This window comes from Synechococcus sp. MIT2312, assembly GCF_059772315.1.
This window is the reverse complement of the sequence record NZ_CM186281.1, coordinates 1,165,463-1,191,423: the sequence shown is the minus strand read 5'-3', so window position 1 is coordinate 1,191,423 and position 25,961 is coordinate 1,165,463. Positions and strand designations below refer to the sequence as shown.

At 55.5% G+C, this 25,961-nt stretch carries 32 protein-coding genes and 1 tRNA gene; 24 read left to right on the top strand and 9 right to left on the bottom strand.

Annotated features, from left to right (window positions below):
- Positions 1-25: 25 nt before the first annotated feature.
- Positions 26-580: a prepilin-type cleavage/methylation domain-containing protein gene (locus AC6EI9_RS07010; protein WP_498469761.1), complete on the top strand. Its 555-nt coding sequence runs from the start codon at positions 26-28 to the stop codon at positions 578-580.
- A gap of 129 nt (positions 581-709) precedes the next feature.
- Here the strand turns inward: AC6EI9_RS07010 and AC6EI9_RS07005 are convergent, their stop codons facing one another.
- Positions 710-1,078, bottom strand: coding sequence for a hypothetical protein (locus AC6EI9_RS07005; RefSeq protein WP_498469760.1), 369 nt, complete (start codon positions 1,076-1,078; stop codon positions 710-712).
- Positions 1,075-2,550 (bottom strand): sensor histidine kinase, encoded by a 1,476-nt coding sequence (locus AC6EI9_RS07000; RefSeq protein ID WP_498469759.1) that lies wholly within the window; start codon positions 2,548-2,550, stop codon positions 1,075-1,077. The genes AC6EI9_RS07005 and AC6EI9_RS07000 overlap by 4 nt, the downstream gene beginning before the upstream one ends.
- Before the next feature lie 65 nt (positions 2,551-2,615).
- Here AC6EI9_RS07000 and AC6EI9_RS06995 point away from each other — a divergent pair, with 65 nt between their 5' ends.
- Together AC6EI9_RS06995 and AC6EI9_RS06990 are read left to right on the top strand one after the other, a co-directional pair.
- The gene (locus AC6EI9_RS06995) at positions 2,616-3,434 is read left to right on the top strand and encodes an ABC transporter permease (RefSeq protein WP_498469959.1); all 819 of its coding nucleotides are present in this window, start codon (positions 2,616-2,618) and stop codon (positions 3,432-3,434) included.
- A 21-nt stretch (positions 3,435-3,455) separates the two neighbouring features.
- Positions 3,456-3,716 (top strand): hypothetical protein, encoded by a 261-nt coding sequence (locus AC6EI9_RS06990; protein ID WP_498469758.1) that lies wholly within the window; start codon positions 3,456-3,458, stop codon positions 3,714-3,716.
- A 27-nt stretch (positions 3,717-3,743) separates the two neighbouring features.
- Here AC6EI9_RS06990 and trmH read toward each other — a convergent pair whose 3' ends face one another.
- Positions 3,744-4,433: a tRNA (guanosine(18)-2'-O)-methyltransferase TrmH gene (trmH, locus tag AC6EI9_RS06985; RefSeq protein WP_498469757.1), complete on the bottom strand. Its 690-nt coding sequence runs from the start codon at positions 4,431-4,433 to the stop codon at positions 3,744-3,746.
- Between the two features lie 181 nt (positions 4,434-4,614).
- Between trmH and AC6EI9_RS06980 the strand changes: the two genes are divergently transcribed.
- Both AC6EI9_RS06980 and AC6EI9_RS06975 read left to right on the top strand, forming a co-directional pair.
- Positions 4,615-4,938 carry an AIR synthase gene (locus AC6EI9_RS06980; protein ID WP_498469756.1) on the top strand — a complete coding sequence of 108 codons (324 nt, stop codon included), beginning with the start codon at positions 4,615-4,617 and terminating at the stop codon, positions 4,936-4,938.
- 69 nt (positions 4,939-5,007) lie between these two features.
- The gene (locus AC6EI9_RS06975; RefSeq protein WP_498469755.1) at positions 5,008-5,217 is read left to right on the top strand and encodes a hypothetical protein; all 210 of its coding nucleotides are present in this window, start codon (positions 5,008-5,010) and stop codon (positions 5,215-5,217) included.
- Positions 5,218-5,278: 61 nt separating this feature from the next.
- Here AC6EI9_RS06975 and AC6EI9_RS06970 read toward each other — a convergent pair whose 3' ends face one another.
- Positions 5,279-5,845, bottom strand: a complete 567-nt coding sequence (locus tag AC6EI9_RS06970; protein WP_498469754.1) for a hypothetical protein — start codon at positions 5,843-5,845, stop codon at positions 5,279-5,281.
- Positions 5,846-5,982: 137 nt separating this feature from the next.
- Here AC6EI9_RS06970 and AC6EI9_RS06965 point away from each other — a divergent pair, with 137 nt between their 5' ends.
- Positions 5,983-6,432, top strand: coding sequence for a glycine zipper 2TM domain-containing protein (locus AC6EI9_RS06965; protein WP_498469753.1), 450 nt, complete (start codon positions 5,983-5,985; stop codon positions 6,430-6,432).
- Positions 6,432-6,803 carry an MGMT family protein gene (locus tag AC6EI9_RS06960; RefSeq protein WP_498469752.1) on the top strand — a complete coding sequence of 124 codons (372 nt, stop codon included), beginning with the start codon at positions 6,432-6,434 and terminating at the stop codon, positions 6,801-6,803. The genes AC6EI9_RS06965 and AC6EI9_RS06960 overlap by 1 nt, the downstream gene beginning before the upstream one ends.
- Here the strand turns inward: AC6EI9_RS06960 and AC6EI9_RS06955 are convergent.
- Positions 6,782-7,501, bottom strand: coding sequence for a phycobilisome rod-core linker polypeptide (locus tag AC6EI9_RS06955; RefSeq protein WP_498469751.1), 720 nt, complete (start codon positions 7,499-7,501; stop codon positions 6,782-6,784). The two genes, AC6EI9_RS06960 and AC6EI9_RS06955, sit on opposite strands and share 22 nt — an antisense overlap.
- A 367-nt stretch (positions 7,502-7,868) precedes the next feature.
- Here AC6EI9_RS06955 and AC6EI9_RS06950 point away from each other — a divergent pair, with 367 nt between their 5' ends.
- Positions 7,869-9,212 (top strand): 16S rRNA (cytosine(967)-C(5))-methyltransferase, encoded by a 1,344-nt coding sequence (locus AC6EI9_RS06950; RefSeq protein ID WP_498469750.1) that lies wholly within the window; start codon positions 7,869-7,871, stop codon positions 9,210-9,212.
- Here the strand turns inward: AC6EI9_RS06950 and AC6EI9_RS06945 are convergent.
- The 3 genes from AC6EI9_RS06945 to petP are packed head-to-tail and all read right to left on the bottom strand — an operon-like array spanning position 9,190 to position 12,409.
- Positions 9,190-11,199 carry a transglycosylase domain-containing protein gene (locus tag AC6EI9_RS06945; RefSeq protein ID WP_498469749.1) on the bottom strand — a complete coding sequence of 670 codons (2,010 nt, stop codon included), beginning with the start codon at positions 11,197-11,199 and terminating at the stop codon, positions 9,190-9,192. The genes AC6EI9_RS06950 and AC6EI9_RS06945 overlap by 23 nt on opposite strands.
- Positions 11,196-12,149, bottom strand: coding sequence for a chlorophyll synthase ChlG (gene chlG, locus AC6EI9_RS06940; protein ID WP_498469748.1), 954 nt, complete (start codon positions 12,147-12,149; stop codon positions 11,196-11,198). Before chlG ends, AC6EI9_RS06945 begins: the two co-directional genes overlap by 4 nt.
- An 11-nt stretch (positions 12,150-12,160) precedes the next feature.
- Entirely contained in the window at positions 12,161-12,409 is a 249-nt protein-coding gene (petP, locus tag AC6EI9_RS06935; protein WP_066907168.1) for a cytochrome b6f subunit PetP, read from the bottom strand.
- Between the two features lie 77 nt (positions 12,410-12,486).
- Here petP and hisF point away from each other — a divergent pair, with 77 nt between their 5' ends.
- From hisF to AC6EI9_RS06855, 16 genes are all read left to right on the top strand, one after another.
- On the top strand, positions 12,487-13,266 hold the full coding sequence (gene hisF / locus AC6EI9_RS06930; protein ID WP_498469747.1) for an imidazole glycerol phosphate synthase subunit HisF: 780 nt from the start codon (positions 12,487-12,489) through the stop codon (positions 13,264-13,266).
- 101 nt (positions 13,267-13,367) lie between these two features.
- Positions 13,368-13,571: a hypothetical protein gene (locus AC6EI9_RS06925; RefSeq protein ID WP_498469746.1), complete on the top strand. Its 204-nt coding sequence runs from the start codon at positions 13,368-13,370 to the stop codon at positions 13,569-13,571.
- Positions 13,568-14,269 carry a bifunctional demethylmenaquinone methyltransferase/2-methoxy-6-polyprenyl-1,4-benzoquinol methylase UbiE gene (ubiE, locus tag AC6EI9_RS06920; protein ID WP_498469745.1) on the top strand — a complete coding sequence of 234 codons (702 nt, stop codon included), beginning with the start codon at positions 13,568-13,570 and terminating at the stop codon, positions 14,267-14,269. The genes AC6EI9_RS06925 and ubiE overlap by 4 nt, the downstream gene beginning before the upstream one ends.
- An 85-nt stretch (positions 14,270-14,354) precedes the next feature.
- Positions 14,355-14,702 carry a hypothetical protein gene (locus AC6EI9_RS06915; RefSeq protein WP_067094159.1) on the top strand — a complete coding sequence of 116 codons (348 nt, stop codon included), beginning with the start codon at positions 14,355-14,357 and terminating at the stop codon, positions 14,700-14,702.
- Positions 14,703-14,755: 53 nt separating this feature from the next.
- Complete coding sequence (gene glyQ, locus AC6EI9_RS06910; protein WP_498469744.1) at positions 14,756-15,664, top strand: glycine--tRNA ligase subunit alpha; 909 nt, start codon at positions 14,756-14,758, stop codon at positions 15,662-15,664.
- A 46-nt stretch (positions 15,665-15,710) separates the two neighbouring features.
- On the top strand, positions 15,711-17,633 hold the full coding sequence (locus AC6EI9_RS06905) for a ComEC/Rec2 family competence protein (RefSeq protein WP_498469743.1): 1,923 nt from the start codon (positions 15,711-15,713) through the stop codon (positions 17,631-17,633).
- Between the two features lie 55 nt (positions 17,634-17,688).
- A tRNA-Ser gene (locus tag AC6EI9_RS06900) sits at positions 17,689-17,775 on the top strand.
- A 184-nt stretch (positions 17,776-17,959) separates the two neighbouring features.
- Positions 17,960-18,547, top strand: coding sequence for an Arm DNA-binding domain-containing protein (locus tag AC6EI9_RS06895; RefSeq protein WP_498469742.1), 588 nt, complete (start codon positions 17,960-17,962; stop codon positions 18,545-18,547).
- Between the two features lie 141 nt (positions 18,548-18,688).
- On the top strand, positions 18,689-19,009 hold the full coding sequence (locus AC6EI9_RS06890) for a tyrosine-type recombinase/integrase (protein ID WP_498469958.1): 321 nt from the start codon (positions 18,689-18,691) through the stop codon (positions 19,007-19,009).
- Positions 19,010-20,328: 1,319 nt separating this feature from the next.
- Entirely contained in the window at positions 20,329-21,285 is a 957-nt protein-coding gene (locus AC6EI9_RS06885) for a hypothetical protein (RefSeq protein WP_498469741.1), read from the top strand.
- 56 nt (positions 21,286-21,341) lie between these two features.
- Complete coding sequence (locus AC6EI9_RS06880) at positions 21,342-22,247, top strand: Gfo/Idh/MocA family oxidoreductase (protein WP_498469740.1); 906 nt, start codon at positions 21,342-21,344, stop codon at positions 22,245-22,247.
- A 99-nt stretch (positions 22,248-22,346) separates the two neighbouring features.
- A complete protein-coding gene (locus tag AC6EI9_RS06875) occupies positions 22,347-23,222 on the top strand; it encodes a hypothetical protein (protein ID WP_498469739.1) in 876 nt (291 codons plus the stop codon).
- 533 nt (positions 23,223-23,755) lie between these two features.
- Positions 23,756-24,043, top strand: a complete 288-nt coding sequence (locus AC6EI9_RS06870) for a hypothetical protein (RefSeq protein WP_498469738.1) — start codon at positions 23,756-23,758, stop codon at positions 24,041-24,043.
- On the top strand, positions 24,043-24,240 hold the full coding sequence (locus AC6EI9_RS06865) for a helix-turn-helix transcriptional regulator (protein WP_498469737.1): 198 nt from the start codon (positions 24,043-24,045) through the stop codon (positions 24,238-24,240). The genes AC6EI9_RS06870 and AC6EI9_RS06865 overlap by 1 nt, the downstream gene beginning before the upstream one ends.
- Before the next feature lie 188 nt (positions 24,241-24,428).
- On the top strand, positions 24,429-24,761 hold the full coding sequence (locus AC6EI9_RS06860) for a hypothetical protein (protein ID WP_498469736.1): 333 nt from the start codon (positions 24,429-24,431) through the stop codon (positions 24,759-24,761).
- Between the two features lie 274 nt (positions 24,762-25,035).
- The gene (locus tag AC6EI9_RS06855) at positions 25,036-25,311 is read left to right on the top strand and encodes a hypothetical protein (RefSeq protein ID WP_498469735.1); all 276 of its coding nucleotides are present in this window, start codon (positions 25,036-25,038) and stop codon (positions 25,309-25,311) included.
- Between the two features lie 385 nt (positions 25,312-25,696).
- Here AC6EI9_RS06855 and AC6EI9_RS06850 read toward each other — a convergent pair whose 3' ends face one another.
- Entirely contained in the window at positions 25,697-25,954 is a 258-nt protein-coding gene (locus tag AC6EI9_RS06850; protein ID WP_498469734.1) for a DUF8674 family protein, read from the bottom strand.
- Positions 25,955-25,961: the final 7 nt, after the last annotated feature.

Below are 25,961 nucleotides of genomic sequence, written 5' to 3'. Positions count from 1 at the left end.
AAGAAACGCTCCTGGATTCACGCTGTTGGAGCTCCTGCTGGCTCTGAGCCTGGGCACGCTGTTTTGTGCGCTGGTGCTGCGCTTGGTCGGCGCTGATCTTCGGCTGGGTCGGGCAATGGCCGTGCGTCTCAGTGAAACGTCTCGTCAGCGCCGCAGTCTGAAGTTGATTCGCGAGGAACTGGGACTGGCCTTTGGCTGGATGGTGAATCCATCCATCTCCAATCGTTGGCCCTGCCGGATGAGCGGCCGCCGCCCGATTCTGGCCATTGCAACGCAGCCAGATGACTCACAGGCGCGCGGTGAGGGCGCGATCGTCTATTCGGTGGGTTCTGCTCCGGATGCGATCTGGCGCGGGCAGGTGTTGATGCGTTGTGGTCCGGCCTACAGCCTGGATGGCGTGCCGAATGTTCGGGGCGCTTTCCAGAATCGTGTCCTGCTGGATGCGCTCCCCCTTGGTAGGGGATCTGGATTTACGGCAAGCCCGCACCCGCAGTTGCCTGTTCTGCAGTTGGAGATCGAACAGCAATTGCCGTCAGGGTCCGGTGAACCACGAACACTGCGTAGTCGACTGGCGGCTTGACGTCTTGAGGACGTTGTCGATCTCTTCAGGTTGTGGCGTGAATGAATAGCGAGTGCTGGTTAAAACCTGATTGGCTTTGGCATCAGGTGTGGTTCAGATGTTTGCCGGCCGTCGTGAAGATGTTGTTGTTCAGGAGGTGCGCGTCTCCTGTTCAGGGAGCTCATCTTCCGTATCACTAAGCAGATAGAAGGCCAGCACGGCCAGGCAGGCGATCGCCAGAAACAGGTGATCAATCCAGCCGAAGCGAACACCCATGCCGACGGCGGCGATGTGGGTGTTGACCACGATCAGCACCAGGGAAAAGCTGGCCAGCAGCAGGGCGGGTAGCCGTTGAATCTGCCGGCGTTGACGCCACATGCTGAACAGGGGAGGCAGCAACACCACGGTTGAAACGCCGTGCAACAAGCGCATGCTCAGATCGCTGTGTAGATGCGGTGTGATCGACGCCCAGAGATTGGCCGGCACCAGCAGTGAGATCAGGATCAGGTAGGGAATCAAGGGGCTCGCCTCAATTGAATGCGAAAGCAGCTGCCCATGCCGGGTTCACTCCTCACCCTGATGCTGCCACCCATCGCCTCCAGCAGCAGTTTCACCACCGACAGCCCAACTCCGCTGCCGCTTTGTCCGGTGGTGTTGGCACCTCGGTGGAAGCGATCGAACACGTAGGCCTGGTCTTGCAGGGGAATGCCGATGCCTCGATCTTCCACCTCAAGCATCAGGTCGTTGAGGCCCGATTGCAGGCGCAGCTGGATCGGCTGCTCAGTGGGTGAGTACTTGTGAGCGTTCTCGATCAGGTTGAGCACCACCTGGCGGAGTCTTGCGGCATCGCCGAGCGCTGTGGTGGAGCTGCCTTCTGCTGGCAGCTCCAGGCTGAGTTCACGCTCCAGGGCTGTTCCCTGGGCGCGAACCACTTCTTCAAGTAGGGGCCGTAGATCCACGGGCTCCTGTTTCACCTGCAATCGCCCGGAATCGCTGCGTGAGAGGTCGAGCAGGTCATTGAGCAGTTGCTGCATGCCGATCGTCTCCTCTTCGGCGTCATGGAGGCGCTGAACCAGTGGTGCCTCCAGCTCCGGTGCCTTACGGATTACGCGTTTGAGAGAGCCCGTCACCACGGTCAGCGGCGCTTGCAATTCATGACTCACCGCGCTCACGAACTGACGCTGCTGGCTCCAGGACTGGGCCAGTCGCTCTGTGAGGTCGTTGTAGGTGCGGGTGAGCTGGCTGAGTTCCTGCGGTCCCTTGGGCACTGGCAAGGCGGCAGTCTGCAGGCCTTCGGCAGTGAGCTCGGCGCTGCGACTGCTGAGTTCCTGCAACGGTTTGGTGATCCGCTTGACCAGCAAGCTGACAAGCAGCAATGAGGCGCTGAGAGAGCTGCCCCAGATCAAGATCATCCAGGCCAGAAACTCGCTCTGAGCGGGGCCCAGGCCTGAGATTTCCGTGCTGCTCCAGAGCAGATCACCGGATGCCAGCTGGCGGTCCAGCAGGGTGAGGTATTCCCGCTCCTGCAGCACGATCAGATGCGATTGGCCTTGCTTCCGCAGTGGGTTCGCTTCAACCGCGGCCTGCAGCAGTGCCGCCGGGATCGGGCGATAGGCCCGACCGGGTGTGATCACCTGCCCATCGGGCTGTTCCAGCCAGAGGTTGGTGCGCACGCTGGAGTGATCCTGAAGTTCCTGCAGGATCAACGTTTCGCTTTGATCGCCCTCAACGGCTTGGCTCTCCAGGCGATCAGCGAGTGACGCCGATGCGGCGAGCAGCTCTGCTTCTCCTCCGCGCAGCCTGCTGCGTTCGCTCAGCAACAGACCAGTGCTGGTGGCACCGGTGAAGCCGAGCAGCACCGCGGCATAGGTGGCCAGTTGCAGCTGGCCGAGCATGGTGCCCGTCAGGCGCGAGCGCCAGTGGCCGGAACGGTTCATGCTCCAATCCTGCTCTCGGTCGGGGAGTCGGGCAAGAATGCGCTTGATCAGCATTGCGCTCCTCTGTGAGTTTTGCCGCCTCCCCTCTGGGCACTCCCCGTCCCAGCCTTTCGGCTCGCATGGCCCGCTGGGGCCTGGTGATCGTGGCGATCTATGGCCTCGTGGCGCTGCTTACACCTGTGTTGTTGGCGGCTGGCCTGCTGCCGGATCCCAATGCTGGCTTGGACAATCCCATCTACGCGCCTCCCTCGATGGCGCATTGGTGCGGCACCGATCGTCTGGGACGTGACGTTTGCGTGCGCACCTTGCAGGGCAGCGGTGTGGCCCTGCAGGTTGTGCTCCTGGCCGTGACCTTCGCGCTGGTGATCGGTGTGCCCCTGGGCATGGTGAGCGGCTATCTGGGGGGAGCCGTGGATCGCGTGCTCGTGCTGCTGATGGACACGCTCTACACCTTGCCGGTGTTGTTGTTGTCGGTGGTGTTGGCGTTTCTGTTGGGGCGTGGGGTTCCCAACGCCGCTGCGGCGTTGTGCGTGGTGTACATCCCCCAGTACTTCAGGGTGGTGCGCAACCAGACAGCCCAGGTGAAAGCCGAGTTGTTTGTGGAGGCAGCGCGCACGCTCGGTGCCGGCCCGGTCTGGATCCTGCGCCGTTACCTGCTGCGCAACGTGATCACCTCGGTGCCGGTGCTGCTCACGCTCAACGCGGCCGATGCGGTGCTGGTGCTGGGTGGCCTTGGCTTTCTCGGCTTGGGTCTGCCGGAAACGGTGCCGGAATGGGGCAGTGATCTCAATCTCGCGCTTGCGGCTGTGCCCACCGGTGTGTGGTGGACGGCCCTCTATCCAGGTCTGGCGATGTTCGTGCTGGTGCTGGGTCTGTCGTTTCTGGGTGAGGGTCTTGAAGCCTGGGTGAGCAGCACGGGGCGGGACGCGGCAAAATAAACCAACGGAACCGATCAGACCATGCCGTTCTGGGCCACGCTCGCTCTGCTGACGCTGATGGTGACGCTGTGGGTATCGGGCCGCAGTAACCCCGATGATGTGATCGGTCTGCTGGAACAGATGTTGGCGATCGCCCTTGGGCTTGTGGTTCTGTTCATCGGCCGCAGCCTGCCGCTGGAGCTGCTGGCTCTGGTGTTTGCCCTGAGACTGCCTGCAGCGCGTCGCAACCATCCCGTGATGGAGCGCAGGCAAGGCAGCAAGGATGTGTTGATGCCGTTCTGAATCAGGTCTTAGAGACCTGGATTCGGTTCAGCAGCGCAGCTTGGCTGTGCGCGGCATCTCCTCGAGGATTTCACCGTCGTCTGAGAGGGCCGGATAGCTGCGGCCTTGCTCTCGGCACCAGCTCGCCACCTCCGGGTAGCACCACTCAAACAGCAGGGCGGCGTATTGATGTGCAGGAATTCCTTCACCTTCAAGGGGGGCGAGCCCAGCTGCCTGGCGTTGTCTGAGCGCCTCAAACAGAAGTGTGGCCGTGGCCACTGACACATTCAGCGACTGCACCATGCCACGCATTGGAATGAAGACCGCCTGATCCATCAATGCCGTGGCGTCTTCGGTCAGCCCCCATTTCTCCGCTCCGAGAACGAAGGCGCTGGGGCCTGTGAAGTCGCAGTCGCGGTAGTCGCGCGCATTCACGCCCAGGTTGGTTCCATACAGCCGGAAACCTTGCTCTTTGAGCTGGCGTACGGCGCTGCCGATGTCCGCATGGTCATGCAGCGGCACCCAGCGCTGGCTGCCCTGGGCAGTGCTGTTGAAGGTGCGGGGCCGTCCGCTGAAACTGACGGCATGGGCTTCCAGAACCCCCACGGCATCACAGCTGCGCAGGATGGCCGAGAGGTTGTGGGGCTTTTCCACGTGCTCCACCAGAACGGTGAGATCCGCCATCCGGCAGTTCAGAACCTGCTTCAGACGCTGAAATCTGCGGGGAAGGATCGGCATCACTGAGAGAGCTGCAGGCGCGGAGGCTTGCTGGCAGCCACGGGGGCATTGCTCAGATTTGCATGCAAGCCGCATTGGCATCCTGCTGACACCTCGTTGCATTTGCTACAAAAGCCCATGTCATGGCCGGCGGCTGAAGGCGGCTTCAGCTGGTAGCACTAATCAGAGTGAGGGATCTGGGATGGGCACGATCTTGACGTCGAATGCGGCTCTGGAGCTCATGCGTCAATCCGCTGTTGCCGGCAGCCCCGGTGAAATGCACGCCGAAGTGGTGTCTGGAGGCTGTTCGGATTACGCGATTGTGTTCAAGGCAGGCCGCCATTCAGGCGAGCCAATCTCCAGGGAATCTGGAGTGACGCTCTACTCCAAGGCGGAGCAAGTCCGGTTGTTTTCTGAAATGGTGATCGACTATCAGGAGTCACTGTCTGGAGGAGGATTTTTTCTGGCTGGGAAGACGATTGATGTGTCGTCTTGTGGAAATTGCTTCTCGTTCAAGGCCGAATAAAATCGTTGCCAATGGTTGAACTCTTGTTGAAAGAGCTCAACCCTGAACCGCCTGATTGGGTCGGTTGAGATGATGGATTTATCCGCAGCAACTGCTTTGTTGGAGTGGAGTGACGGTGACGCCGCTCACCACTTGCGGATCCATCAAGATGCGTACTTTGATCCCGCCTTCTGGGTCATCAGAGAGTTCAACGCCAAGACCCAAAAGTTCCTTTCCAGCGTCGTTTTTGTAGTTAATCAACTCGACACGTTGGATATTGCTTGGTTCTGGCATTGTTGAGACCGGTGTTGTCATCCACCATTATGCCGATGTGATGCTGAAACGATCTCGACTGATCCGATCAGAGCTGTTCATCAATACTCTGATTTGCACTGCAAAGGCGCTTGGCTGCGCAGGCGTAGCGCTGCCTGAAGCTGTCACTCATGGCCTGCTCTCCTGATCGCCATGCTTTGTTCTGAACCTCTCGCCAGACAGGCCTGTCGTTGAGATACGACTCCAGGTGCTGACTTGCTTCCGAGTCGCTGCCGAGAGGTGGCAGTCGCTCGCCCAGGGCGACTCGGCCCACCAGATTCCACTCCTGAGTGATGCCGTGGGTGTTCACAACCGGTACAGCTTCAAGCTTGCAGGATTCCTGGCTGCGCCCCCTGTGTTCAGTGCCATGGCGTCCTGCACGCAGCCAGAGCTCGCTCTCCTGATTGCGGACTTGCAGGTAACGCAGCTCAGCGGCTCGGAGGCCGTAGGTGGCCATCAACTGGAAGGCGAAGCCATAGCGGCGCCCCATCGTTGATTGAGGCAAGCCAGCAAGCAGCTCCAGAATTTCCGAATCCTGCAACGCATAGGTGCTGGGTTGGTGTTGGCTGCTTTTGGGTTGGTTGCTCAATTCCCCTGTTGTCGTTGCCTGGCGCAAGCTGTTGGCCTTGATTGGAGCGCTGTTTGGAGCAGCTGGCTGAGCCCAGTCATATCTGGATGCAGGGTCGCCGATGGTCAGTCACCTCTTCAGAGGTGGGCCTCAACAGGATGGCTATGCCCATGCATGAAGTCACCATGAATCAGCCTGTTCCGGTGAGACTGTCGGCGATGCTGACGCTGGCTGCCCTGTTGCCGATCACGGCAACTCCTTTATTGGCGCATGAGTATCGCGGTGATCACGCTCGAGGCTTCTATAGCCGCGACGACTACGGCCGCTACAACGGCCGCTACAACGGCCGCTACGACCATGGCCATCGCGCTTACAACAGCCAGCGTGTCTACAACGACGGCCGTGTCTACGACAACAGCCGTGAGTATCTGTATCGACCGAATGGCCTGGCTCGGCGCGCTGCATGGCAGGAACCCAACGCAGACACCAACAGTTGCGTTGAGGGCAGCGTGATCGGTGGTCTGCTCGGAGCTGGTCTCGGAGCTGCCCTGTCGCGTGGCAACGGGCGTTGGTTCGGTGTGCCTGTCGGGGGTGCCGCTGGTGCTCTGATTGGTTGTCAGGTCGACGGCGGGTGATGACGTCTCCACAGCGACGCGCGTTTGATCAGCGGGTGAGCGTTGTGGTTGCCTTCATCCCTGAGGGCCGCCTGTCCACGTATGGCCAGGTTGCGGACTGGATTGGTGCCTATGGCTGTGCCCGCCAGGTGGGTTGGGCTCTGCGCCGTTTGAGTCTGCCGTCGTGCATTCCCTGGCAGCGTGTGGTCAATGCCCAAGGCCGTATCTCGATGAGCCTGAGTCGCGAGGGATCCGACTGGATACAGCGGGAGCTTCTGATCGCTGAGGGGATTCCTGTGGATCAAGAAGGCCGTTTGCCCCTCAAAAGGTTTCTGTGGTCACCTGATGAAGGGCAGCTCGCCGAGATGGGTCAGTTGCTCAGGGCGCTGTAGGCCACGGTGACCACCAAACGCGTGACTTCGATCACGCCTGCGATCACGAACACCGTTGCGACGCGGGTGGCCCAGCGTGGTGGCTGATTGCCTCTCCAGCTGCTGGAGATCCGCATCAACTGGAGCCTGGCGGAGGCAGGAAACGCGATTCTGCTGGCGCGCCCAGTCGCCAGTTGATTGCCAAGCCTGGAGCCTGTTCCCATGGCTTTATCGCTGAAGGCGTAACCCAGAGAGACTGCGGCAGTGCGGTTGAAGGCCGACTGGGCTGATCCAGGTTGGTTTTGCCAGGAGCGCACGAAGGGCACGCCATGCGCTCCGAAGGATTGGCTGTATTCCTCGGAGTCAATCAGAGAGTCCACAAGCGCATCGTGTCCTTTTGCAGCCTGAATCTGAATGGATTCGGACACTTCGCTTTGATCATGAGGTGGCCTGCCCAGCAGATGTTTGAAATCCAGTTCGATGGTTCTCTGGGGAGAGCAGGAGTCGTAAAAGTTTTTGCGATAGAAGTCAGATTTGGCGAGGCCCCGGATGAACTCCTGCACGGTGATCCGTCCATCGCGCAATTCAGCTTCAAGGGAGATTGAGCGCTCACAATCCATGACATGTGCATTGCCATACACATGCTTGTAGGCCTCTTGAATCGCCATGTCGACATCGGCTGCTTCTGCTGAGCCTGCATATCCGGACCGCAGTTTCACGGGTTGCTTGGTTGCACGTTCACCGCCGAATTGTGTCGCGACAGAGGTGGACGAAAGCATGGCAATTTTTGGACGTGACCTTGGTATCAAAGAGAGTCTTGAGCCGAACTAAGATTGAAATGTGTGATTCTTATGCTTTCGCAAATAAACAAGATCTTTTTTCAAATTGATCGACGTTTTTAGTGAAGTTGGGTTTCTTTTTTGAAGCGATTTTCAATATTTCTGCTATTCGCGCTGATTTTTATTGAAGGGTTGGGGGGTTGTCTTTGAAGCCTGTTGTCTCAGGCTGAATCCTGTCCTGCTGCTGGCGCCTTGGCCCTGCCTCTGCAGGTTGCTGGCAGATGATTGAAGCCAGCGATGCCCATCTATGGCTCAACCTGCTGAATCGTCTTCCCGAGATGCTCTGCTCTCCCGTCGTGTTGCCTGGGACGTTCTTGAGGCGGTTGCGGCAGGGGCTTACGCGGATGTGGCTCTGGAGCGGGCTCTGCGTCGCCGGCCTCTGACGACTCTCGATCGTGGATTTGTCACGGAGCTGTCCTACGGGGCGATTCGCTGGCGTCAGTGGCTTGATGGCTGGCTGGATCGCTTGGGCAAAGTGCCTGCCCGCAAGCAGCCGCCGCGTTTGCGCTGGCTGCTGCACATCGGCCTCTACCAGTTGCTGCGGATGGAGCGCGTTCCTGCCTCCGCTGCCGTGAACACCACGGTGGAGCTGGCCAAGCAGGGCAAGTTGGCGCGTCTGGCACCGGTGGTGAATGGACTGTTGCGTTCAGCATTGCGAGCCCGCGAGGCTGGCGAAGTGTTGGCTCTGCCTGCGGAGCCGGCGGCTGCTCTGGCCCAGGAGCAGTCGCTGCCGTTATGGCTCAGCCGTGGGCTGTTCCAGTGGTGTGGCCCAGAACAGGCTGAGCGCGTTGCCAGAGCCTTCAATCAGGTTCCGCCCCTCGATCTGCGCGTGAACCGCCTGCGTTCAACGCCCGATCGTGCAGCAGCACTCTTTGCCGAACGCGGCATTGCAACAGCTCCGATCGCAGGCTGCCCGGATGGGCTTCAGGTGCTGGAGCCATCCGGTGATCTGCGCAGGTGGCCCGGTTTCAGCGAAGGCTATTGGTGCGTCCAGGATCGTGCGGCTCAGTGGGTGACTCCGTTGCTCGATCCCTGCCCTGGTCAGCGCGTTCTGGACGCCTGTGCTGCTCCGGGTGGCAAAGCCACCCATCTGGCTGAGTTGATGGGTGATGGGGGAGAGATCTGGGCTGTGGATCGTTCGCCCGGTCGCTTGCAGCGCGTGGCCGCGAATGCGGCGCGGCTGGGCTGCAGCAGTATTCAGGCACTGGCCTGCGATGCGTCGCGGCTGGCGCAGGAGCGACCGGAGTGGAGGGGCCGATTTGACCGGATTCTTGTGGATGCACCCTGTTCAGGCCTGGGCACGTTGGCGCGCCATCCCGATGCTCGCTGGAGAGTCACCGAAGAGTCGGTGGCTGAATTGCTGAAGCTGCAGATCGAGCTTCTGGATGGACTTCGATCTTTGCTGACACCGGGTGGACGTCTGGTTTATGCAACCTGCACCATCCACCCTTCAGAGAACACCGAACAGATCCACGGCTGGCTGCAGGCCCATCCTGATCTCGTGCTCAACTCAGAACAGCAGCGCTGGCCTGATCCCAGTGGAGGCGATGGCTTTTATGCCGCTGTGATCACTGCACCGGCAGCGGCCTGAAGTTTTCATCCACAGGCGGGCCACCCGCCGGAGCGATGTAGCGCCTTCGCGGTGTGGCTGGTTTGTCGGTTGTCGGTGCTTCGCCGCTGCTGAATGGCTGGTCCCCATTGTCATCGGTGGCTGTGGCTCCCGTTGTGGTGCGGTTCTGCTTTTTCGGCCCTGTGAAGGGGCGGTTGAGCACCGGTTTGGGAGGGAAGTTCTGCACGTTGTAGCTGCCTTTCACTTGGGTCATGAATTGTTTCCAGGCCCACGCGGCCTCGCCGCTGCTGCTGTTGGTTTCGGCGTTGTTGTCGTAGCCGAACCAGACCGCGGTGGTGAGCTGTGGGATTGAACCGATGAACCACAGGTCCCGGGCTCCTTCCGAGGTGCCGGTTTTGCCAGCCACAGGGCGATCATCGAGCCGGGCTGCAGCACCCGTTCCCCCCGTCACCACCCGTTGCAGCATCCAGTTCATGGCATCGGCCACTTCGCTGTCGAGGGCCCGACGCCCTTTCTCACCATCGATGCGTCTGCTCCAGAGCACGTTGCCCTCAGGCCCGCGGATTTCTTCGAAGGCCATCGGTTTCACGTAAACCCCGCGATTGGCCACGGCGGCATAGGCGGCAGTCATGTCGAGCACGGTCTGCTCATAGGCACCGATGGCCATCGGGTAGTACTTGCCCAGAGGGCGCTCATTGCCAATGCCCAGCTTGTTTGCGGTGCCGATGATCGAGTCGAAGCCGACTTTGTCCTGAAGCTGCACGGCCACCGTGTTCAGCGAATTCTTGAGGGCGTCGGCCAGTGAGATGTTGCCGAAGTATTTGTTTTTGAAATTCTTGGGGCAGTAGCCCGACCAGCAGCGAGGAGCATCCACAAAGATGTCTTCCGGTTTCACTCCCGAACTCAGGGCGGCGGCATAAGGAAAGAGCTTGAAGGTGGATCCCGGCGAGCGCAGGCCCTGGGTTGCTCTGTTGAATTGACTGCTGCTGAAGTTCTTGCCACCCACCATCACGCGCACCAGGCCTGTGCCTGGTTCCATCGACACGATCACCCCCTCGGTGTTGAACGGGGCAAACTTCCTCACCACTTGCTGGGCTTTCTTCTGCCAGTTGAGATTGAGGCTGGTGCGGATCTTCAGACCTCCAACCTCAATTTGCTCAGGGGTCAGCAGCTCAGGCAATTGCTGGGCCACCCAGCTGGTGAAGTAAGGCGCTGAGCTGTTGAAATATTTGGGAATGGCTGGTTCGAGATCGAGTGGGCTGGTGCGTGCCCGCTCGGCTTCGCCTGCGGTGATGAAGCCAGCCTGTTGCATCCTGTTCAGCACGATGCTTCGCCGCTCCAGGGCCAGATCAGGATTCACCAGCGGTGAATACACCGATGGAGCTGGGGGCAGGCCGGCAATCAGTGCCGCTTCCTGCAGGTTGAGTTGATTGGGTGTCTTGGAGAAATACACCCAGGCGGCATCGGACAGCCCGTAGGCGCTGGCGCCGAGATACACATAGTTCAGGTATTGCTCAAGGATCTGCTCCTTGCTGAGCTGGCGTTCGAGCTTGTAGGCCAGGGCAGCTTCCTTGATCTTGCGCGTGATCGTGCGGTCCTGGCTGAGGAACACTGTTCGTGCCAGTTGCTGGGTGATCGTGCTGGCGCCTTCACGCACGGCTCCCTGGCGCACGTTGCGCACCAGAGCCCGGCCGATTCCCCAGATATCAACGCCGTTGTGCTCGTAGAAGCGTCGATCTTCGGCGGCGATGAACGCCTGCTTCACCAGCAGGGGCATCTCCCCGGGTTTGATTTTTTCTCTGGTTGCAGGCCCCAGCTTCTGGATCACCGCCCCATCACTGGCCAGCAGGGTAATCGTGCCGGGCCTGTTGAAACGGCTGATGCCACGCGCATCGGGGAGCGTGGCGTCGAATGCACTCACAACGGCAGATTGCGCCAGAGCCACACCACTGCCGATCACAATGGCTGAACCGCCGATCAGAATCCAATGACGACGGGTGCGGATCACATGCCTTGGGTCAGAGGGCTGTGACCAATCGCTAAAGCGGTGACCAGCATTCCGAGCACCAGAAAAGGCTGCGCGCTCGCCTGATACTTCACGTCGTAGGCCACGGGATCGCGCAGCAGCCAGATGTCCTGGAAGGTGATCTGGGGCACGATCAGCAGCACAAGCAGAACAGCAGCGAAATGCTGCCCGATCGCGATCAGCACCGCAACCATCAGCAGCTGAAACAGATCAATCATTCCAGCGCTGATCCAGCTTGCGGGGCCAATTCCGAATGCAACCGGAAGTGACTGAAGCCCGAGGGCACGATCTCCTTCCACGCTTTTGAAGTCGTTCACAACGGCGATTCCCAACCCAGCGAGGCTGTAAGCCAGGGTGAGCAGAGCGGTCGCCCAGGTGAGCTGACCGAAGAGTGCCTGGCCTGCCCACCAGGGAAGCGCGATGTAACTCGCACCGAGGGCGTAGTTGCCGAGCCAGCCGTTCTGCTTGAGCTTGAGGGGAGGAGCGGAATAGATGTAGCTGACCAAAGATCCGCCCACAGCCAGCAGAAAGAGCACTGGGATTTCATGATTCGCCCATTGGTCGAGACCCCAGGCCACAGCTATTCCGCTCAGCAGCAACACCCAGATCTGCAGCCTGACCTGTCCCAGTGAGATCGCGCCGGATGGGATCGGCCGGTAAGGCTCATTGATCGCGTCGATTTCGCGGTCGTAGTAGTCGTTGATGGTCTGGGTGTAACCCGCCAACAGGGGGCCACTCATCACCATGCAGGCGATTGCGGCGAGCACGTGATCAAGACGCCATTCGTAGTTCCCACTCGCAGCAGCGCCGCAGACAACCCCCCAGATCAAGGGAATCCAGGTGACCGGCTTCATCAGCTGCAGACGCAGCTTCCAGATGTTGGTGGTGCCACTGGCACCTTTCATGCCGAGCAGCTGTCGGGCGTCACTCACGGATTCAGGCCTCAGGCAGCAACGATCTCGTCTTCAAAGAACCAGGAGCTGGACCCATCACTCAGCTCCACGACCACTCCAATGCCTTTGCCATCGACCGTGCGGAATTCGGTGACGGTGCCGAAGGCATCACTTTTCAACAGGTCAACCATGTCCTGGGGAATGCGATCACGAACCCGGGTGACGCGAACTTTGCTTCCAACCTCAATCGACTCGAGTTTCGGAGTTGGAAGAGGTTCTGAGCCGGTTAATCGCTTGATCAGATTGAGAACATTTCCCAGCATGACCTGCAAGGCTTGGAAAGACGTTGCACCTTAACAGCCGTGTATCGAATGCCATGGTCGCCCTGCGCCTGATTCCCTGCCTTGATGTCGCCAAGGGGCGCGTGGTGAAGGGGGTGAATTTCGTCGGACTACGCGATGCGGGAGATCCGGTTGAGCTGGCCTGCCGTTACAGCCAGGCCGGTGCTGATGAACTGGTGTTTCTCGATATCGCGGCCAGTCATGAGGGCCGAGCCACCCTGGTGGAGATGGTCCGCAGAACATCAGAAGAGGTCACCATTCCGTTCACGGTTGGTGGTGGCATCACTTCCGTGGAGGGCATCACCGAGCTGTTGCGGGCGGGAGCTGACAAGGTCAGTCTCAATTCCTCAGCAGTGCGAAGGCCGGAGCTCGTGAAGGAAGGAGCGGATCGCTTCGGTTGTCAGTGCATCGTTGTGGCGATTGATGCTCGTCGCCGGGAGGCAGGTGGCTGGGATGTCTATGTGAAGGGTGGTCGTGAGAACACCGGCCTGGATGTGATCGCCTGGGCGCGCCGAGTGGCTGAACTCGGAGCCGGTGAAATCCTGCTCACATCCATGGATGGTGATGGCACCCAGGCGGGGTATGACCTCGAGCTCACGCGGGCGGTCGCTCAGGCTGTGCCTGTGCCTGTGATCGCTTCCGGAGGCGCTGGTTGTCTTGATCACATCGCTGCAGCGCTCGACGATGGACCGGATGGCGGCCAGGCATCCGCTGCACTGTTGGCATCCCTCCTTCATGACGGAATCCTCACCGTTGAGGCGATCAAGGCCGATTTGCTCAGCCGAGGCCTGATGATCCGGCCTCTTGAGGCCTGACTTCTTTTAATGTGTAAAGAACTGTTCTGCGCGGCTGGATTTCCTTAGTGCATCTCCTGCTTTCCACGTTTGAGGCACTGACGGTTTTTTCTGTTCAGCCCTTGATCCCAACGAGTTGGGTGCTGCCACTTGGCATCTTGCTGGTGTTTGTGGTGGTCGCTCTTGTCGGCTGGGCGCTTCAGTTGATGCAAGCCGCCATGGATCAGGGCGAGTTCTCGCTCATGCTGGCCGGCTGCATGGTGTGTTCAGCCGCCGTCGGACTCGCCACGGTGATGGTCATGACGCTCAGTGGCCTGACGCTTTGAAGCCCGGCGATGCTGAAGCCGTTGAACAGTTGTTCAATGATGCTGCGCCCAGCTACGACAAGCTGAACGACTGGCTCAGTCTCGGGCTGCATCGGCTGTGGAAGCGAGAGATGCTGCTGCAGCTCTCACCACAGCCTGGAGAGCAATGGTTGGATCTTTGTTGCGGAACGGGTGACTTAGCCCTCTCTTTGGCACGCCGTTTGCGACCTGGAGGCAGCGTGGTTGGTGTGGATGCGGCTGCTGCACCTCTGGCGATTGCGGCCCAACGATCAGCGCGCGAACCCTGGCTGCCGGTGCATTGGCAACAGGGTGATGCTCTGAATCTGGAGATGTCGGATGCCTGCGCCGATGGGGTTTTGATGGCCTATGGATTACGAAATCTTGCCGACCCAGCCGCGGGCCTGCGGGAGCTTCGGCGCGTGCTGCGTGATGGAGGCCGGGCCGGTCTGCTGGATTTCAACCGACTGCCATCTGGCACCGCTGCGGCTGTGTTCCAACGCACTTACCTGCGCAGAGTGGTGGTTCCTGTTGCATCTCGGGCTGGTCTTGCCGAGCACTACGCCTATCTGGAGGAGAGCCTGAAGCGTTTCCCCGATGGTGCTGTTCAGCAACAGCTGGCTCTCGATGCCGGTTTCCGCGAAGCCTGCCATCGCCCAGTGGCAGGAGGCCTGATGGGCCTTCTCACCGTTTGGGCCTGAACCCTTCATCCCCCGACGCACCTCGCTTGCGACAGGTGAGACCGATGAACTATGAAGGAATGATTAAGAAGCGGGGGAGAAACGCATGGCCTTTCCATTGCCGTCTCTGCTGTCCTCCATTGAGGATTTGCTGGATGAAGTCCAGTGGCTGGACGGGATGATCCTGGTCACCGACTCACAGAAGGCCACCTTCGTTTCGTTCTCTCAGGTGGATCCGGTTCTGCGCCGTCTGCGCTCTCGCCCCAGGGGGGCAGAGGTGGCCGAAAAGCTGTGCATGTCGCTGCTGGAAACCCACGGCAAAGGAGCCAGCAAACCCGTTCTGGTCTTTCAGGGTGATGGCAGTTTCTGGCTGGGCACCATGGGCCCGGGGCGCAGTCATCCCCATCGCCATCACGCGATCGCCCATCTGCGTCGCTGCCTTTCCCTGAGCTGAGCTGCCCAGGCGGCTCTGACGCGAGAATGCATCGGATTGGCTCCAGCGCACGGATGCATTTTCAGGACATCATCAGCACTCTCAACCGGTTCTGGTCCGAGCAGGGGTGTCTGCTGTTGCAGCCCTACGACACGGAAAAGGGCGCAGGAACCATGAGTCCGCACACGGTGTTGCGAGCGATCGGACCGGAGCCATGGGCCGTGGCTTATCCCGAGCCTTGTCGTCGCCCCACCGATGGTCGCTATGGCGACAATCCCAATCGAGCACAGCATTATTTCCAGTACCAGGTTCTGATCAAGCCTTCTCCGGATGGCATTCAGGAGACCTACCTCGCCTCGTTGGAAGCGATGGGGATCCGTGCTGCTGATCACGACATCCGCTTCGTGGAAGACAACTGGGAGTCGCCAACACTGGGTGCCTGGGGGGTGGGCTGGGAGGTGTGGCTCGATGGCATGGAGGTGACTCAGTTCACCTATTTCCAGCAGTGCGGCGGCATCGATTGCAAGCCGGTGTCGATTGAGATCACCTATGGGCTTGAGCGTTTGGCCATGTACCTGCAGGACGTGGAAAGCATCTGGGATCTGAGCTGGAATGCCGAGCGCAGTTACGGCGACATCTGGCTTCCTTTTGAGAAAGGACAGTGTCATTTCAACTTTGAGGCCTCCAACCCTGAGCGCCTCAAGCAGTTGTTCGCGATCTATGAGGCGGAAGCGGCGGACCTGATCGACAACAACCTGCCTGCTCCTGCACTGGATTTCGTTCTCAAGTGCAGCCACACTTTCAATCTGCTCGAGGCTCGAGGCGTGATCTCGGTGACGGAGCGCACGGCCACCATCGGCCGCATCCGCAACCTGGCGCGCAAGGTTGCCGAGGCCTGGCTGGCTGAGCGGGAGGCGCTGGGATTCCCGTTGCTGAAGCAACCCGCTGCCGCTGCCACTCCCGCCGCCGCAGCAGCAGTCTGATCGCGGGGGAGTGGGGGAACTCTCGCAACAACTTCGATCGGGCTGAATGAAGCCGGTGCTCAGTGCCGGGTTGTTGCTGTTCATGGCCTGCATGGGGGCGGCCTGTGTTCGCTCCTCAGCGCAGTGGCTGAGCCTGGTGGCGCTGCTGGTCGGCGGACTGGTCGCCTGGGGGCGAGCCAGTCATCGGCCGAAAAAGGCCATGGCGGCTCTCGCTTTGATGCTCTGTCTGGTGAGTACTCGCTGCGGAACTGGGGCCGTGCCTCAGCCTCAGCCAGGCGATCCCAGCCTCTTCATTGCTCGTGATGGCACCCCACTTGCGGTGCGCCTGGTGGGCCGTATCCACGCTGACGGGGCTGTGACCAACGGTCGCTGCCGTTCTCTTCTGGAGGTCAGCAGCCTCAATGGCCAGTTCAGTCGAGGCCGAACGGAGCTCACCCTCGATCCGTGCAGCACTCCCTTGCTGACTGGGACTTGGCTCAAGGTTGAGGGAGAGCTGCGCCGCCCTCAACCTGGCTCACACCCGCTGTTGGCCCGTGGTGATGAGCGACTGGCTCTGCAACGAACGTGGAGTCGTCTACGCACCCATGAACTCCACGTGTTGCGGCAGGAGTGGACCCCCCTGGCCGATGCACGCCGCACCATTGCTCAGCGTTTCACTGAGGCTGCCGGCGAACAGCAGGGTGGATTGCTCGCCGCTCTGGTGCTCGGAGGTGCTCAGGTGTCCTTGCCGCAAAGTCTGCGTGATGGCTTCAGGGTGGCCGGCCTGTCGCATGCCTTGGCCGCTTCCGGATTTCATCTCTCTGTATTGCTGGGAACCACACTCGCTTGCACCAGGACCTTGCTCCCTGCCTTGAGGATTGCTGCGGGGAGCGGCGCCATGGCGCTGTTTCTTGCCCTTGCGGGCGCGCAGCCATCCGTGGTGCGCGCGGTGTTGATGGGTGCTGCGGCACTGCTGATTCGTGAGAGTGGACATCGCAGTCGCCAGCTGGGTGTGCTGTTGCTCACGCTGGTGTTGATGCTGCTGGTGCACCCCAGCTGGGGGCGCTCCATCGGCTTTCAGCTCAGTGCAGCGGCGACGGCTGGCCTGGTGATTTCGGCCGGTCCCCTGGAGCAGTGGATCGTGCAGCGTTGCCCCCAGCCATTGCAGCGACTGGCTCCGGCGCTTTCGATTCCCCTTGCAGCGCTTTTCTGGACCCTGCCGCTGCAATTGCATCATTTCGGAGCAGCGCCGCTCTATGCATTACTCAGCAACCTGCTTGTTGCTCCGTTGCTGGCTCCGCTCACCCTGGCCGCCATGGCTCTGGCTGTGATGGTGCTGCTGCTGCCAACTGCTCTGACCGCTGCTCTGTTGCCCTGGTTGATCTGGCCTGCGCAGCAGTTGAGTGGGTTGCTGATCAGCCTGGTGCAGTGGATCAGTGAGTGGCCAGGGGCTCAGCTGCTCACTGGGCCGGTGCATCCTTTGCTGGTGCTGCTGTTGTTGCTGGGTCTGCTGCCTTGGCTGTTGCCTGCTCAGCAGCGCTGGCGCGGCCTGTCGCTGTTGTGGCTTCTCTTGGCGGTGTGCCTGCAGGTTCGGGTGCAGCTTCGAGATGACTTGATTCGCGTGGAGCAGTGGGGACGTCAGTGGTTGGTGCTGCGCCATCGAGGTCGGGCGGCCATGTTGAGCAGCCATGGCGATGACTTCAGTTGCCGAATCGCAACACGTCTGGGTCATGGGCTCGGTCATCAGCGACTGGACTGGATAGCGGTTCTTGATCCAGTGAGAACCGATCAAGAACCGTGTTGGAAGGCATTGGCGCACACCCTTCAAGCGGAACAGAGAGGAGGCTTCCCTCTCGCGCCAGGACAGCGTCTGCAGAGTGATGGACTGAGTGTTGGCGTCGCTGATCAGAGTGGCCGCACCTTGAACGTCCGCTTGGGAACTCGAGTTCAGCGACTGCGTCGCAGCAATTTTCGCCCCTCATCGGGCTGAGTGCGCAGGGTGTATGAAGGCCGCCTACTAAAGTGATATTGCGCTCTAAGCGCTTGGAGAGGTGGCAGAGCCCGGTTGAATGCGCACGACTCGAAATCGTGTAGGGGTAACACCCTCGTGGGTTCGAATCCCACCCTCTCCGTTCTTACAGCATCCTGACTTGTTCAGGGTTGTCCAGAATCCGTTGCAGCACAATCGGTTTGGGCATTTTTATTGTCTGGCGTTGTTCTGCGTTGTGCGTGAGTGTTTTCAGCGGTGGTATGTAAAGTGGTAGGTACTGACAGAGGAGTGGTAGGTAGAATTTTGCGTGGTAGGTATTCCTTCAGATGCCTTTCACTGACAGCGATTTAAGGGCATTAAAACCGCAAGCGAAGCAATTTCGCGTTGCGGTAGGAGATGGTCTGTTTGTAGTTGTATACCCGGACGGCGGCAAGTATTTCGTTTGGAAGTACCGCTTCCCACCTGGTCGTAGTGGTCAGCAGAGGTGGCACCACATCGGTGCGTATGGACGTGGTTCAGCGCAATGGACTCTCAAGGCAGCACGGGATGAGAAGGATCGTCTGGACCTGCAGAGGAAGGAAGGGCAAGACCCCAGGGCAGTGAAGTCAGATGCCAAGAGAGCGGTAGAGAAGCAAGCAGTTGTTCCCAACCTCAAGGCAGTCGCTGAGGAATACCTGGAGCGTTCACGGAATCGCCAATCAACCGTGAACGACTACCGCAACATGCTGTTCAACCAGGTGTTGCCTGCTCTGGGTGAGGAGTCATCTGTGAACCGCTTTGAGTGGGACAAAGGCGGCAGGCAGAAAGTCCTGGACCTGAAGAAGGGGATAGAGGCAAGAGGGTCGCTCTATCAGTCCGACAAGTGCCTTATGGTGATGAGGCCGATGTTTGAGCACGCCATCGACAACGGGTAGATGCAACCACCGAACCCAGCCCTGGGGTCCAAGGGTGCCAAGTCGAAGCACGAACCCAAGCACCACCCAACGCTGTAGTGGAACCACTTGCCTGACTTCTTTGACGCTCTGCAGAGGAACGATCCAAAGGGTTCGTTCGTTGTGGTGTCAGCGGTCAAGGTCTTGTTCCTCACTTTCCTGAGAGTGAACTCCTTGGTAGGTTTGAGATGGGATGAATTGGATGAGAAGAAAGGGATCGGGACTGTTCCTGTTTCACGGATGAAGAACAACAAGGACCATCACGTCCCACTGACCAATCAGATCCTTGATGTCCTCGAGGACCTCAGGACGCTGAACGGTCATCAAGACTATGCGTTCTTCACAGGCAGAACGGGGAAGCACCCCTACATGAACCCTTCATCGATCAATGCCTGGGATACAAGAGAATCCTTGTTGGGCATGGAGTGCGAGCAATCCCACTGACGGCAGGTCAGGAGTTGCTGGGATTTGCTCCTGAAGTCATTCAGAGGCAGATGGCGCACAGCATTGGCGACAAGGTTCGACAGGCATATGACCGATCGAAAATGATGGAAGAGAGAAAGGCATTCATGGTTGCTTGGTGCGATGCGCTTTCAGATCAAGGGTTAATCACATAAACCAGTTGTTATTTCGTTATTTTATTATCAACCCTTTGGGGTCAATTTTTCTGGAGGAAATTTTTTCTGGGGAAGGAATCGAAAAGTGCATTTGACAATACTCTCCGATGGCCCCCTCTTTGGAGACTATGATATCGACCTTTCTTAATATCGGGGGTGCCTAAAATGACAGAATGCACCTATCTCTGGGGCAGGAAAAGGTGTATTGAGGTATGGTCAACTTCAAGACATGAATCACATCATATAGAGATATTTATCAATCGGGCTCTTTAGTGTCAAATATTTGTTTTTCGTCTCTGCACCAGCGCGACGCATGTATGGATCAGCGCGAATAAATGCCTTGTAATCTAGTGCTTCTTTCCCGTTGGGAATGAGCCCCTGGTGGAGGGAGCAAACGGTTAGAGGAAGACACAGGACAGGTGGGTGGTGGTCGTAATACACGCAGTAGAGGCAGGCGCGATCACCTTCACCTGCCCTTTGGAGATGTCCGTAGGGGAGGTACTCCCATTCCTCTGGGTTGGAAATGCACTATCCATGCTTTGACACCCATTAATAGAACACCTGTGCCAATGACAGGCGAATCCCAGAGACGTCGTCCACTTGTGTCATTTCTCGTCTCAAAAAGTTTTGGCAACCAACAATCCGGTCCAGTGCTGGAGAGGGAGGTTGGTGTTTCCCGAAAAGACCAACCAATCTCTCTTCATGACTTTCTCTGTGCGGAGACGCAGTGTTATCGGGTAGATAGTCAGCAAATTCCATGACCGTCTTCCACAAGGTCAATCGATCTGGCAAAGCAAAAGTCCCCTCTCAGGACGAGCGGGACGTCATCAAGTCCCACCTGCCAGAGAAATACCGAAAACTTTGAACGCTTTTACTTATTACAATAAAAACATCTGGCAAATACATTTACCATGCACATGGAAGTCAATCAAAAAATCTCAAGATTATGTTCCGGAACTTTTAGGGCAAATCCCGGGCATACTTGAGCTGGCAAAACATATCCTCCTAATTCCGGAAGCAGACCATGGCTTTTCATAGAGTCCGTTAACTATGTTAAAATAAGTGGTATTCCTTAAAAAATTGAAACTTGTGAATAATATATTAATTGTTGGGCTTGGAAATATAGGTAGCAGGCATCTTCAGTCAATGACTGGATTATATGAGAGCACAAATATATATCTGCTTGACCCGAACGAGGAGAATCTCAGCAAGGCAGAGAAGTTATTTGAAAGTACTTCAGAAAAGCTAAATATTGACTTTTCGAAGCCTTATATCAATCTTTTTCGGATAAGTACATTAGAGGAGCTGCCTAATAGCCTGAATTTTGTAATTGTTTCTACAAGCTCGCGCATAAGAGCAGATCTTGTAATAGAATTACTATCTATTCCTAAATTGCACATTGATTGCATTTTATTAGAAAAGTTTTTATTTTCTCGAAAAGAAGACTATCAAAGAATTCAAGATAAACTCGCTGGCAGGGAAATTAGTGCATACTGCAATGAATGGATCTCCTCAAACTACACATTTTCAAAAGTAAAGAATTGGCTTAGCGAGAACAGCAATAATTCTAAAATTGAAATGACTGTAACAGGCAATAGATGGGGACTAGCATCTAACATTGTTCATTTCATTGCCTACTTTCATGAACTTGCTGGTTGCAATAATTTATTTTGTGCTTCCAGCGAAATAACCAGACATACTGAGTCGAAAAGAAATGGTTACTTAGAGCTTTTTGGGCGTGTTTGTGTTGAGTCCGATGATCACGATAGGTTGATGGTTGAATGTTCAGACTCTGAACGCAATCCAGGCGATATTCTTGTGCAAATTTCAAACAAAGTTAACTCAGCCGAAATTCTTTTGGAGTCAAACAATTTAATGAAGATTAAGCTCAAAGATGGTGAAAACTTCCTCGAAGAAACTCATTATCGCCCCTACCAAAGCCAACTTACTTCTACAGTAATAAATACCTATTTTTGCAGCAAAGAAATTTATCTGCCAGGCTTATCAAAAGCTATGCATCATCATGCAATTGCTTTTGATGCATTTTGGGAATACTGTGAAGGTCACGAATTGCTGAATGGCGTTCACCTCCCAATTACATAATTATGAAACTCGCCATACTTGGTTGCGGCAAAATTGCACACTTTCATGTCCCAGCAATGAAGTCAGCGGGATTCACTATTATTGAATGTGCATCCTCAAAAAATTCTAATAATATTGAAAAGTTTTCTTCTGCACATAAAATTCCGAAATTTTATTTTGACCCTCTAGACCTCCTAACCTCGAGTCATTGGGATGCACTATTAGTTTGCCTTCCTACATGCATAGTTAGCAATTATTTGCCTTTATTGGCACACGAAGAAAGACCGATCCTATTTGAAAAGCCCGTGTCTCATGATGCTCAGCTTATTGAAATATATTCTAAAAGATCAAATTTTTCTGTTGCATACAACAGAAGATTTTACAATTATACCGAATATGTGAAAAAATTTTTATCGATACATCCCGAATCTGTCATCAAAGTTTCTATCCCAGAAACATCAAAGCTTCCACTTGATTCACCTAAAAATACTATATTGCCTTTTTATGTCTACGATAATTCTGTTCATGTTCTTGATTACATTCAACATCTAGCGGGAACAATTGAATGGAAGAATGTAGTTGGGAATATGAATGACGATAGCACGCAATTCTTGTTTGCACATGGCAAAACCATGGACGGATTTTATATTAATTTAGATATGTGCTTTGATGCTGCTCAAAATTTCTCCATAGATATTATTTCTCAAGATTCTAGAATCAGCATCTGTCCACTTGAAGTCATGAGACATTATGTAGGTATGAAAGTAGTTGAGCCAACTAAAGACAATCCTCTGCGAGCTTATACGCCATGTCAAGAATATTTTATGACCGAAAATGGATCTTCTTTGATTAAGCCTGGTTTATTGAAGCAGGCACTCGAATTCTTTAACCATTCCTCGGGGTTAACCTCTGAGAATTTGGCGTCTTTTGAGGATGCTAAAAATGCGATTAATGCTGTTCATTCTTTGGAAAATTTACTTTAAAATCAAACAGTAATTCTTCACAGCCAGATTACATTTTAAGAACTCGAATACTTACTCCAGCTTATCACCTATTATATGGGGATGTTACGGTCAATCTTCATGCGCTCTCTGAAATCGGCTCTTCTACGAAAATTCCCTAGATTGTTTTCTATCGTAGATATTACTCGTAAACTGCTTGCTTTAAAGTTTGCCCAGTTGCTAAGTGCTAATAACTCGTATTTAATTGCTGACGATTTGATTAAAATTAAGACTAGAAAAAATGCAGATTCTGTTTATATTTTTGGGAGCGGTGCGTCGGTTGATGAGCTAACTGACGAGTATTATAATATTGCCTCAAATCAAATTAGTTTTGCTTGCGGAAGGTGGTATGTACGTGATTTTGTTCCTGATATCTTGTACATAGAATTTGATAATAGAGAAAAAAAGATTTGGATTGACATATTCGCCAAAGGACTTAGCTCTCGTGCTCTTGATTACTCTTCTTCCTTAATAGTTGTAGAGGTCCCCCCGAGAGACCTTCGTGTTCTTTCTGAAGAATTTCTTGGCAAAATTAATCCCATATTGAGAAATAATATAAGATTCGTATCTTCGACTACAGCTATTGGATGTCGTCACTACTTTGGCTACATTCACAGATCCGCAATGGTTAGATTTTTCATCAGAAAATTTGCTATTCTTCCCCACTGCAGATCAAGCTCTTCTATAGGTCTATCGATAGCAAGCATTCTCAAAATCAGCAGGGTCTTTGTTGCAGGAGTTGATGGCTATAACGGTTATTTTGCAAATAAAAATAGTACTGATTTTGACGATGCATTATCAGATCCAAAGAATTCTGGAGAACTTCATGGAACAGCGAATCCAATTTACGGAATACCAACTATTATAGATTGTTTTTGCTCTTGTTCGGATATATTTGATATACAAGTATCGTCTGAATGGACACTTCTTTCTGAAATGCTCGTCAAAGAAAAATAAATATATTAATTTTTCCCGCGCCTTTGACTAATAAGCATACTGGAAATGCACTTCCAAGAGGCTTGGAAGTAGCCTCCTGAGAACAAGTGACTTCAAAAAGCGGCTTATTGCTTTTCTTGACCAGAATAAACTTCTTTTTGTGGCGAATTTTAATTTCGCATTATGAACCCATGGCCTCTATGTTCCAATCAGAGCTTTCAGATGCTTTAGCATTTATTGTCTTCCCGCTCGGATCCATGCAAGCATATCTCTACTCGTAAGTCTTTAGCAGAACCCTCTCAGTCCTTAAGCAATAGACGGTATATTGCATTTCTGGTTTTACGCATCAACCCTGACCGTGAAGACAATCGTTGTTTGAAGTGCGTCAACGGGGAGAACAAGGACTTCTATCAAGTCGTTCCCAAGTGGGCGGTCAAAGGTGTCCTGAGCACTGACGCAGAAGAAGCAGCACCAGAACCACCAGCACCTCCTTTGGTGGAGAACGGTCGCTTCTCAGGGTTCTTCTTCGGAGACGACCTGTGTGACGACGACAAATGACCCATACCTATATGACCAAACTATTAAGCAGCAACCCGAAACTGGCGGACTTGGTTCCGTCAGAGCAGCAAATTCAGATTATTACTGCTGCCCGCGAACTCTTGGACCTCGTTCCTGAGCAAGAGGGAGACAGCACTAATGCGTTCACGATCAACGCCCTGAACGTTCAGTCCCATCTTCACCCTGAGGTGACGGACCGTCAGCAGTTGGTGGACGACACCTTCGAGTTCATCATTCAGACCGCCTCCTACCCCTCCCGTTCTAAACGTAAGGGAAGTAACTGATGGCACGACTGACCACAGCATCTCGCTTCCTGCGCGTCAGGGAGGTCCTGGAGATGACGGGGATGTCCCATTCATTCATCTACGCCCAGATGGCAGAGGTCGCCTTCCCCAAGCAGATCCACCTGGGTCCTCGCACCATCGTCTGGAACGAGCGTGAGGTGGTCCAGTGGATGGAAGACCGCATGGCATCCAGATGACCCCGACGGGTGAGGACCTGACGCAGAACCTTGAATTTTGTGCCCCTTGTCCTTTGGTTGAGTCCATTTTGAGTTCCTACTCTTTAGTGGCAAGAGGGGATTTGCTCCGATGAGTCTTCGTGTCGCTTTCGTTCTTGCGGGGGCGATCTCAGTGATGGGAATGCCTACTTCCTCAAACCAGATGTTTGGTGCTGGAGGCAGTAGTGGGACTGCTTGCCCGTCCGGGTCGCAATACAAGGGCGGTGGGTTCTGTAAGGCGAATAACCCTGGTGATCAGTTTTTCCCTGCTGGAGGAAGCAGTGGAACTGCTTGTCCTTCTGGGTCGCAATACAAGGGCAGCAGGTTCTGTAAAGCGAATAACCCTGGTGATCAGTTCTTTCCTGCTGGTGGGAGCGTCAGGACCTCTTGTCCTGGTGGATCCCAATACAAGGGCAGTGGATTTTGCCTGGCGAAGTGATCGCTTCAAACCAGTCGATACCTGCCTCGGGTGGGTTCGAACCTCATCCCATGCACGCGCTTGATCGCGTCAGGACTCAGGTTTCGCATTCGCATCCTTTCTTTTCTTTCTATTGCTCAGATGATTTGTCTTGGTTGGGTCTGCTTAGAAATCAGGAAGACCCGAGGAACACCTGCCCTTTGGAGAGGACAGAGTTCTCATGCGTAGGAGGGGGCAGAAATGCCCCTTTATTTATGGGATCTGACGCCTAGCAGTTGCTGGCAACAGCACCCGCCGCCTGGTTTTTTCTACTTCTCGTCATCAGTCAACAGCAGCAAAACAAATGAGCCATTGCCGATATGACCAAACCATTCAGCACCAACCCAAAACTGGCGGATTGGGTTCCGTCTCCTCAGCAGATCAAGACCATCGAGGAAGCACGTCTTCTCCTTGATCTCGTCCCAGAAGAAGAGGGTGACGCCACTAACGGATTGAGGATCAACACCCTCAATGTCTATGCCTACCTCCATCCAGAAGTGACTGACCCTTATCAGTTGGTTGACGACGCTTGTGAGTTCATGGCGCAGCAAGTCATTCGCCGCCGTCGCTCTAAAGGGCAGGAGAAAGGTGAATGAGTCGCGTGATGAATGAAAGAGCGCGCACTTATAGGAGTGAGAACCTCGTTGGGTCTTTCTTTTGAGCGCACGACCCGAAATCGTTTCGGGTCCGAAACCTCGTGAAATCGATTCCTGTCGGGGGTTCGGGAGGTCTTGAGAATAGTGTTGGGGGAATAACTGTCTAAGGTCAGAACTTCGTCCCAACAGGTTTCATAGAGTCCTATTGGGACCTCAACTAGAAGAACACCCTCTCCGTTTTTAGATCAACCCCGAACAGGGATTCTGTTGTTGAGGTCAAATGAAGTTTTCGGGCTGAAGCAAATGGCTCTTGACTGAAGTTCTTTCGGTCAATCGACAGTGGATCCACGACTAGAGATTGACTCTGGGGCGATCGAGAGTGCATTTATGAGTGAAACAGCAGCACCAGTCCATTGCTGACCTGATGAAACTCCCGTTCCTCTCGACTCAGATCCAGGCCGACTTCCAGGCCCTCGGTGACGGCTTGATCGAAAGGTGGAGTACTTGGGGGTGCGTCTCCCTGCCAAAGCGCTGCAATCCCAACGGCAGTGGCATGCCAGCGGAAGTGAGTGGTTTCTCCGATGGAGGCTTCCTGGAGAGCCTCTTCGAGGAGGCCGTTGAGAGCAGTGCTTGTGGATGCCATCCCATAA

Excerpts from the sequence above, each read along its gene's own strand:
- trmH (WP_498469757.1), bottom strand. The coding sequence starts at position 4,433 with ATGCCGATCCTTCCCCGCAGATTTCAGCGTCTGAAGCAGGTTCTGAAC.
- hisF (WP_498469747.1), top strand. The coding sequence starts at position 12,487 with ATGGTCGCCCTGCGCCTGATTCCCTGCCTTGATGTCGCCAAGGGGCGC.
- glyQ (WP_498469744.1), top strand. The coding sequence starts at position 14,756 with ATGCATTTTCAGGACATCATCAGCACTCTCAACCGGTTCTGGTCCGAG.
- AC6EI9_RS06990 (WP_498469758.1), top strand. The coding sequence starts at position 3,456 with ATGCCGTTCTGGGCCACGCTCGCTCTGCTGACGCTGATGGTGACGCTG.
- AC6EI9_RS06995 (WP_498469959.1), top strand. The coding sequence starts at position 2,616 with ATGGCCCGCTGGGGCCTGGTGATCGTGGCGATCTATGGCCTCGTGGCG.
- AC6EI9_RS06975 (WP_498469755.1), top strand. The coding sequence starts at position 5,008 with ATGATGGATTTATCCGCAGCAACTGCTTTGTTGGAGTGGAGTGACGGT.
- AC6EI9_RS06895 (WP_498469742.1), top strand. The coding sequence starts at position 17,960 with ATGCCTTTCACTGACAGCGATTTAAGGGCATTAAAACCGCAAGCGAAG.
- AC6EI9_RS06950 (WP_498469750.1), top strand. The coding sequence starts at position 7,869 with ATGGCTCAACCTGCTGAATCGTCTTCCCGAGATGCTCTGCTCTCCCGT.
- AC6EI9_RS06915 (WP_067094159.1), top strand. The coding sequence starts at position 14,355 with ATGGCCTTTCCATTGCCGTCTCTGCTGTCCTCCATTGAGGATTTGCTG.
- AC6EI9_RS07000 (WP_498469759.1), bottom strand. The coding sequence starts at position 2,550 with ATGCTGATCAAGCGCATTCTTGCCCGACTCCCCGACCGAGAGCAGGAT.
- AC6EI9_RS06850 (WP_498469734.1), bottom strand. The coding sequence starts at position 25,954 with ATGGCATCCACAAGCACTGCTCTCAACGGCCTCCTCGAAGAGGCTCTC.
- AC6EI9_RS06965 (WP_498469753.1), top strand. The coding sequence starts at position 5,983 with ATGAATCAGCCTGTTCCGGTGAGACTGTCGGCGATGCTGACGCTGGCT.
- AC6EI9_RS06880 (WP_498469740.1), top strand. The coding sequence starts at position 21,342 with ATGAAGTCAGCGGGATTCACTATTATTGAATGTGCATCCTCAAAAAAT.
- AC6EI9_RS06980 (WP_498469756.1), top strand. The coding sequence starts at position 4,615 with ATGGGCACGATCTTGACGTCGAATGCGGCTCTGGAGCTCATGCGTCAA.
- AC6EI9_RS06960 (WP_498469752.1), top strand. The coding sequence starts at position 6,432 with ATGACGTCTCCACAGCGACGCGCGTTTGATCAGCGGGTGAGCGTTGTG.
- AC6EI9_RS06885 (WP_498469741.1), top strand. The coding sequence starts at position 20,329 with ATGACTGGATTATATGAGAGCACAAATATATATCTGCTTGACCCGAAC.
- AC6EI9_RS06855 (WP_498469735.1), top strand. The coding sequence starts at position 25,036 with ATGACCAAACCATTCAGCACCAACCCAAAACTGGCGGATTGGGTTCCG.
- AC6EI9_RS06905 (WP_498469743.1), top strand. The coding sequence starts at position 15,711 with ATGAAGCCGGTGCTCAGTGCCGGGTTGTTGCTGTTCATGGCCTGCATG.
- AC6EI9_RS06875 (WP_498469739.1), top strand. The coding sequence starts at position 22,347 with ATGCGCTCTCTGAAATCGGCTCTTCTACGAAAATTCCCTAGATTGTTT.
- AC6EI9_RS06870 (WP_498469738.1), top strand. The coding sequence starts at position 23,756 with ATGACCCATACCTATATGACCAAACTATTAAGCAGCAACCCGAAACTG.
- AC6EI9_RS06865 (WP_498469737.1), top strand. The coding sequence starts at position 24,043 with ATGGCACGACTGACCACAGCATCTCGCTTCCTGCGCGTCAGGGAGGTC.